Below are 7000 nucleotides of genomic sequence, written 5' to 3' on the forward strand. Positions count from 1 at the left end.
TACAGTCGTCTCTTGTGTTAAGTCTATTCCGTGATACTCTTCCTCTAGTTTTTTCATCTCTTCAAACAGACCTTGTTTCTTCAGCTTAGATCTTTCTGCAACAAATTTGTTCCATTTCTTACACTTTTTCCTAGCTCGTTCTCCTGGGACGTTTTTACAGTTTACCGGCCTGTAGTCGCTAGGTTCATAAAACTTATGTCCCCCAGGATGTTTTTTCTTTTTTTTCTTACTCATATTAATAGATTTTACTTTTTATAGACTTCTATAAATTTTGGCCGAAAGTCAATTGAGTAAGATTTTATCCCAGATTGTTATAACTCACTAGTTAATCTCTGTATTATTATACCTCATAAGTAGGATAAACGTAAGCATATGCTGATAGCTGATAGCTGATAGCTGTTCGCGTAGCGTGTGCGTAGCACATAAGCTGATAGCTTACTCGCTCTTTTATCAGTCCAGACACCCTAAAAGGGTTCACGCTCCCAAGTTGTAGTAATACCCAACGTCTCAAAGGAATTTTCTACCAGAGTTCGGAAATCCTTACTATAGCCACCAAACAGATGAACTCGTGGTTTTCGACCTGGAAAGTAGGGAGCATACAGAAGCAATTTAGTGCCGTCCTTCCAGACTTTAACGTGTTTGACCTCGATTACATAATCATCAGTTAACAAATCAACGTAGCCAACTGGTGACTCCACCTCACGCTCTCCACCTTCTCGCTCTTGAAGGATAGCTTGAATCATCCTTTCATCTTCATAAGACTGACCGGTATATTTTTTCTCGGCAAGAGGTTGTGGAATAGGTTCTCCAGAGGCTTCCATATCTTCGAGCACTTCTGCGACTAAATTAGTAATGCCTTGTAAGGCAGCAAAACCAGATGTGTCAAGGTGAGATAGACTGGGAAATTCTGCACACAATCCTACAAACTCCCCGTCTTCTTGTGACCATGTGATACGATAAGTGTAGTGTTGATGATTAACTTTCATTACTGTCCTGTAACTTATCAATAGTTTTTAAGACTTGACAAACTTGATCAACGTTAGCCTTTCGACTATTTCCCTTTTGAATATTGAAACAAAGATTTCCTTCCCACGGAGTCTTATAAACAGAGGTCAAGATGATACAAACACCTGCCAGTCCAGAAACCGAAACTCTATTGATTGAGTTGCCTAGGACAATCGGGTTGTACGTCACCCAGGAACAGTTTGCAGCCCTAGCCGCAGCCAACCGCGACTTGAGACTGGAAAGAACGGCACTTGGAGAGTTAATTGTGAACCCACCAACAGGCTGGAAAACTGGAAAGCTAAATTGGAGTATTTCTGGAGAGTTGTATTTGTGGTGGCGTAATGCAGGGGAACCGGGTAAAGCTTTTGACTCCTCCACTGGCTTCATTTTACCTAATGGTGCCACTCGTTCTCCCGATGCCTGTTGGGTGAGCGCAGAACGTTGGCAGGCACTTACTCCAGAACAAAAAGGAACCTTTGCTAATATCTGCCCGGATTTTGTGGTTGAGTTACGGTCTAGCTCAGATCGGGTTCAGTCTCTGGAAGCTAAAATGACGGAGTATATCGACAATGGGGCGAGACTGGGCTGGTTAATTGATCCACAGCAGCGATTGGTGGAAATTTATCGACCGGGTTTGGCAGTGGAAGTGTTGGAAAATCCGGCTGAGTTGTCGGGGGAAGAGGTGTTACCGGGTTTTGTGTTGGATTTGCGTCGGGTGTGGGATTGAAAAGACCTCTTGCATAAGTCTCATAAACCGTGGGTTTTGACAAGGCAATAGGCAATAGGCAATAGGCAAAAGGGATAGATTTTGATTTGATATTTATTTTTGCAAGAGGTCTAAAACTGAAATGCCATCGCCTTTGGCGGGCTCTTCGAGCCATCGCACTATAGTATTTCTATTTGAGTTGTGAACAGAATCTCTTCGGGAAAGGCAAGAGGCATGCATACAAGAGGCAAGAGGTAATCAAGTAGCGATGCAGTGCTTTTTACAATTAATTATCAAACGCTGTATCATTCTCACACTCAATTGAAAAGCGATTGCTTGTTCTCGATTGCTGTATGATGGTGCTATAGGAGAGGTGCGAAACCTTCCCACGGAATTATCTGGTGAGAATCTATTGCCCGGATTTAGGTTGACTTTATCCCGGTATTTGTAGATAGCGATTAGGTAAGCTATCAGCTATCAGCTATCAGCTATCAGCTATCAGCTATCAGCTATCAGCTAAAGGCTGACCGCTGACGGCTGAATGCTTACGTTGTAAGATTGAAACAAGGCAGCAGTACCATGGGGTAAAACGTGATGTTGAATGTCAGTCTGGATCAAGAGGCAGAACAGTATTTAGTTGAAATTTTAAGTCAGGAAAGAACAACTAGCAGTGAGTTGATCAAAAAATTGCTGCGGGATTATCGGCAAAATTTTCAATCCCAAAAATCGGTTTTAGAACGAATGGGAGGAATGCCTAAACATTTGCTATCGGTGGGGAATCTGTCTGATCGGGACACTCGTAGAGAGATTATTGCTTCTCGGATACGGGCAAGCCATCAACGAGAAGTATGAGCTATCATCCCGCTATTTTGGTGGATACAGGCTTGTTGGTGGCTTTTTATGATTCAGCCGATCAACATCATGGTCAAGTGGTTGAGTTTTTTACCAGTTGTACCAGTCGGTTAGTTACAACCGTAGGTTGTGTTACAGAAGTGCTATGGTTGCTAGGGTCTGATTGGCGAGTGCAGAATGAATTTCTAACTCATCTGGCCAATAACATCTATGAGTGTGAGTCGCTTTTACTGCAAGACTTTGCCCGTATCGCTGAGCTAAACGCCCAGTATGCTGACTTGCCTGGTGATTTTTCTGATTTGTCTCTTGTGGCAATTTCTGAACGTTTGAATATTGCGGCGATCGCTACTTTGGATAAGGATTTTGATATCTATCGACGCTACCGCAAGCAACCCTTTGAACGAGTCTTTCGTCCTTCTTCTAATATGTAGCGTTCCCGTAGCGTGGCCTACGGCCAATCCCACTCAAACTCTACTAACTGCGTTCCCATAGCGGCTCAATGCTCGCAGCAATCGCTTCTTCCAAACAGTTGGCTGCTGAAGCTTTGGCTTGTTCAATGGAATCTCCCTGAGTAATGGCTTCTGGCAAATCCAGCCAAAGTTACCATAAACCCGCTATCCGACTCGTCAGGGGTAAATGTAGCCGGGAATGAAAATCGACTAGTTTTAGATTATACCATGGCAGTATTAATCCTACAATAAGCCATCCCATTACTGATAATTAAAAAGGTGCGTTACACTTTGTTAACGCACCCGACAAGATAAGCTATCGCACTTTTGTCAACTTCTCAATGGAGAAATAATGACTGTGACTTTTGTCCCCTAATACAATGGGCAGACATCAAAATTCAAACAATGGGCAGACCTCAAGAGTCAATGGTTCACGACAACCATTATTAAGGCTTACCATTGCAGGAGCATTTGGAGTCTCAAAAAGAACTACAGATTGGCTAACACCCAAATCGTCAAATGATAGTGTATCGTGATAATTGTTCACCTTTGCTTGCCATGTACAATAATCACCATAACCTGAGGCGCGAAATCCGTACACTGCCCCTTGGGATTTAGGATCTTGATTACTATCCCACACATCTCCTTGACTCAAGATTCTGGTGAAGATGGGTTTCTGACAATGTAGTTGTGGTGTCGAAGCATGGACCGGTTGTGTGAAAACTGTAAAACCAATGATCAAAGCCATAGCCACTAATGTAGCTGGAATTGCTTTAAGCAACTGTTCAAACTTTTCTGAGAACATTATTTACTCCTTAAAAGGAATGAATTGTTTAAAGTTACAGGTAGACTTGTTTTCCACCTTTCAATCTAAAGACGATCTCAGAGGGGAATATCTGAATTGTGACTACTCCCACATCAAATCAAAGATTATGATGTGGGCTTCTCAACCTCACGAATGAGACTTGCTGCTCCTCGGCGGATGCCGACGCTACGCGAACGATATCCTGTACCGATTTACCACAGCCATTAAGCGGCAGTCCAACCGCCAATAGTCCACGATTTAAAATGTTGATACCACTGTTCCAGTCGCGGTCAATTTTAACTTTACAACTAGAACAATAATGAATGCGATCACTTAAAGTTTTTTCGACCCTAGAACCACAACTAAAACACTCGATACTTGTGCCACGTGGGTTAACTTCCTGAACTAACAAACCGCGTTTAACCGCCACTGCTTGCAATATTTCCAAGAATGCTCCCCAGGCCGCATCATGTATTGATTTTGCTAAATTAGTTCTAGCGAGTCCTTTGATATTTAAATTTTCGTGAGCAATTAAGTCATACTTACTGCACAGCCAATGAGCAACCTGATAATGAAATTCTTTTCGGCAACGGCTTAAATGAAGGTGCATCAAAGCTACTTTATGTTTAGCTTTTTTCCAGTTTTTAGAACCCTTGACGCGGCGCGACATTACTTTTTGAGCTTGAGCAAGTTTGTCCTGAGCTTTTCTGTAAAACTGCGGGATAGGCACTGCTTCGCCGTCAGATGTCGTCAAGAATTTCTCCAGGCCAACATCAATACCAACGGCAGAATTGACTGAATCTACAGGTAGCAGTTCAGGTACGGTATCATCTTTCATCGAAATACAACAATACCAACCATCAGCTTTTTTGACGATAGTGCATTGCTTGAGTACAAAACCCACGCCCTTCGGGCAAGCTTCGCTAACAGGTAATGGCCGATGCATTACCACAGGTATTGACCCAATTCGACTTAGTTTTAAAACACCGTCAACTAGGTGTGCTCCCGCTTTGGTATTGTTAACCCTGGGGAATACAAATGACCGGAGATCTCCGGGCTTTTTGAAGCGAGGTCTTCCGCCACGCTTACCACTGGCGTCTGGTTTTCGCCATTTCTCCCAGGCTTTGTTAAGCCGCTGTAGGTTAACCTGTTGCGTCTCTGCGTAAATTTGTTTGTACTCAGGGAACAACCGCTTAGTTTCCTTGAGAGCAGATTGCTGGGTGTAGTAGTTGACCGGGTGAGGAATTTCACCAATCGGCTCATAACTAACGCTACATCGATCAACCGGTGAACGAGTCCTGTTGAGCCAATCAAGCCTTTGCCCTAGAGCATAGTTCCAGTGACGGCGCAACAGTTCTAGCCATCTATCCATGATGGCTATCTGTTCGTGACTTGGTTTGATTCGGTAGCAGTATGTAAGTATCATGATTTTATTTTACCACTTATCGTCATCTCATGAAAGGCAACTATACCAAACAAAATAGGTCTGTCTATAGACTTACTGTGCATATTGTATTAGTCACTAAATACAGACGAAAAACCATTACGGACGAGGTATTGACCAGACTCAATCAAATCTGTGCTGATACTTGCGTGAAATGGGAGTGCAATTTGATTGAGTTCAACGGAGAAACAGACCATATTCACCTGCTAGTTGATTTAAACCCAAAGGTTGCACCTGTAAAACTGATCGCAAACATCAAAACCGTTACCAGTCGTCTGATACGTCAGGAGTTTCCAGAACACCTCGAGAAGTTTTACGGTGACAAACGGGCTTTCTGGACAGGTTCGTATTTTGTAGCTTCCTGTGGCGGAGTAACAATAGAACAATTGAAAAGTTATGTTCAAAACCAAAATACCCCGTCGGGCAATTCCCCTCCCGTTAAATCAAAGATTATAACGGGAGACCCCTTGCCCGTTTAGTTGGACAATATGCGATCGCATAAGCGCGGAAGCTGAGGCCGTAGGCCACGCTACGCGAACGCTTCATCGCGTAGCGTCGGCTTTGCCGAATCGCACCCTCATTCCATAAAAAAGAAAAGCGATCGCGTAGCGGCTCAATGCTCGCGCATCGCTCCTTCATACTCAAACTTTATAGCAAGGGAAGTATAGTTTAGGACATAGTCTTTTAGTTGAAAGGGAGCAGGGACTGAGGCCGTAGGCCACGCGGGGCGCGTTCGGAGCAGGGAGCAGAAGATGTCTTAAGCTTTACTTCGACTGCTATACTAACTGCGATCGCGTAGCGGCTCAATGCTCGCGCATCGCATCCCTTCGTCCCCTCAAAAAAAAAGCGATCGCATTCCCTAAAAAAGAAAAGCGATCGCATTCCCTAAAAAAGAAAAGCAATGCGCGAGTATTGAGCCACTACGGCAACGAAAGCATATGCGCTACGCGCACGCGTGCGCGTTCAGCGGTCAGTCGTCAGCCATTCCCAAGGTCTGAGGGGGTGACAAAAAGGCCTGTAGGCGTTGCGTCAGTCTTTGAATTAATAGGAGTAGAGTGGGCATCCTGCCCGCCCAAAGATTGTAACGGGCAAGATGCCCATTCCACGGCAAGATGCCAGTTCCACCAAGATGCCCATGCCACGGCAAGATGCCTATTCCACAGGTGCGACCCGTGGCGAATTTAATTCTTAATAGGTCAAGGGCACCTAAGCAACATGCCTATTCTACAGATGCGACCCGCCGAACAGGCAAGATGCCTATTCTACCTCACTCTTAAAATCATTCCATTATTAAGCAATGTCGGCCTGTAAGCTTTACCGCATGGAAATTTGAGCAAATTGTGATCAAAAAAGATAAACCCGCTATGGCGTTGCATAAATGCGGGATGATTGTAATAGTTTTTTGGGGTGGGCATCTTGGTGAAATGGGCATCTTGGTGGAACAGCCATCTTGGTGGAACAGCCATCTTGGTGAAATGGCCATCTTGGTGGAACGGGCATCTTGGTGAAACAGCCATATTGGTGGAACAGCCATATTGCTGGAACGGGCATCTTGGTGGAACAGCCATCTTGGTGGAACGGGCATCTTGGTGAAACAGCCATCTTGGTGGAACAGCCATCTTGGTGGAACGGGCATCTTGCCCGTTTCATGTTCATCCGGCCCCTCAGCAATGCCTCATTGTTTACCTCTAACTTCTCCTCAGAAGTAGCTGCAACAGGAACCGACTCAGAGTGCTGCA

The 7000-nt window shown here is 44.4% G+C and carries 11 protein-coding genes and 2 pseudogenes; 7 read left to right on the forward strand and 6 right to left on the reverse strand.

The window, feature by feature from the left end; genetic code table 11:
* From F6K37_RS18620 to F6K37_RS45555, 3 genes and pseudogenes are all read right to left on the reverse strand, one after another.
* Window positions 1-234: hypothetical protein (locus F6K37_RS18620; protein ID WP_287251527.1), on the reverse strand; the 234-nt coding region annotated here is incomplete at its 3' end.
* A 106-nt stretch (window positions 235-340) separates the two neighbouring features.
* On the reverse strand, window positions 341-463 hold the full coding sequence (locus tag F6K37_RS18625) for a hypothetical protein (RefSeq protein ID WP_287251528.1): 123 nt from the start codon (window positions 461-463) through the stop codon (window positions 341-343).
* Window positions 464-761: 298 nt separating this feature from the next.
* Window positions 762-986 (reverse strand): annotated as a pseudogene (locus tag F6K37_RS45555) (toxin-antitoxin system HicB family antitoxin); the annotation flags it as partial.
* A 131-nt stretch (window positions 987-1117) separates the two neighbouring features.
* Here F6K37_RS45555 and F6K37_RS18635 point away from each other — a divergent pair.
* The 4 genes and pseudogenes from F6K37_RS18635 (at window position 1118) to F6K37_RS18645 (ending at window position 2994) form a co-directional block, all read left to right on the forward strand.
* The gene (locus F6K37_RS18635) at window positions 1118-1732 is read left to right on the forward strand and encodes a Uma2 family endonuclease (protein WP_071106013.1); all 615 of its coding nucleotides are present in this window, start codon (window positions 1118-1120) and stop codon (window positions 1730-1732) included.
* 349 nt (window positions 1733-2081) lie between these two features.
* A pseudogene (locus tag F6K37_RS45560) lies at window positions 2082-2162 on the forward strand (Uma2 family endonuclease); the annotation flags it as partial.
* Window positions 2163-2305: 143 nt separating this feature from the next.
* A complete protein-coding gene (locus F6K37_RS18640) occupies window positions 2306-2563 on the forward strand; it encodes a hypothetical protein (protein WP_008185144.1) in 258 nt (85 codons plus the stop codon).
* Window positions 2560-2994 carry a type II toxin-antitoxin system VapC family toxin gene (locus tag F6K37_RS18645; RefSeq protein ID WP_008185142.1) on the forward strand — a complete coding sequence of 145 codons (435 nt, stop codon included), beginning with the start codon at window positions 2560-2562 and terminating at the stop codon, window positions 2992-2994. The genes F6K37_RS18640 and F6K37_RS18645 overlap by 4 nt, the downstream gene beginning before the upstream one ends.
* Window positions 2995-3403: 409 nt before the next feature.
* On the opposite strand, the gene F6K37_RS18650 is transcribed toward F6K37_RS18645, so the two are convergent.
* Together F6K37_RS18650 and F6K37_RS18655 are read right to left on the reverse strand one after the other, a co-directional pair.
* Entirely contained in the window at window positions 3404-3817 is a 414-nt protein-coding gene (locus F6K37_RS18650) for a hypothetical protein (protein ID WP_008185138.1), read from the reverse strand.
* Between the two features lie 118 nt (window positions 3818-3935).
* Complete coding sequence (locus F6K37_RS18655) at window positions 3936-5243, reverse strand: RNA-guided endonuclease InsQ/TnpB family protein (protein WP_008185136.1); 1308 nt, start codon at window positions 5241-5243, stop codon at window positions 3936-3938.
* Between the two features lie 29 nt (window positions 5244-5272).
* On the opposite strand from F6K37_RS18655, the gene tnpA reads away from it, so the two are divergent.
* The gene (tnpA, locus tag F6K37_RS18660; protein ID WP_008185134.1) at window positions 5273-5740 is read left to right on the forward strand and encodes an IS200/IS605 family transposase; all 468 of its coding nucleotides are present in this window, start codon (window positions 5273-5275) and stop codon (window positions 5738-5740) included.
* Here the strand turns inward: tnpA and F6K37_RS18665 are convergent.
* Window positions 5712-5900, reverse strand: a complete 189-nt coding sequence (locus tag F6K37_RS18665) for a hypothetical protein (RefSeq protein ID WP_131827175.1) — start codon at window positions 5898-5900, stop codon at window positions 5712-5714. The genes tnpA and F6K37_RS18665 overlap by 29 nt on opposite strands.
* A gap of 701 nt (window positions 5901-6601) precedes the next feature.
* On the opposite strand from F6K37_RS18665, the gene F6K37_RS18670 reads away from it, so the two are divergent.
* Together F6K37_RS18670 and F6K37_RS18675 are read left to right on the forward strand one after the other, a co-directional pair.
* The gene (locus F6K37_RS18670; protein WP_287251532.1) at window positions 6602-6769 is read left to right on the forward strand and encodes a hypothetical protein; all 168 of its coding nucleotides are present in this window, start codon (window positions 6602-6604) and stop codon (window positions 6767-6769) included.
* On the forward strand, window positions 6763-7000 hold a 238-nt coding region (locus tag F6K37_RS18675), incomplete at its 3' end, for a hypothetical protein (RefSeq protein WP_287251534.1). The genes F6K37_RS18670 and F6K37_RS18675, both read left to right, overlap by 7 nt.

The sequence above is a fragment of the Moorena sp. SIO4E2 genome, assembly GCF_010671945.1.
GTDB lineage: Bacteria > Cyanobacteriota > Cyanobacteriia > Cyanobacteriales > Coleofasciculaceae > Moorena > Moorena producens.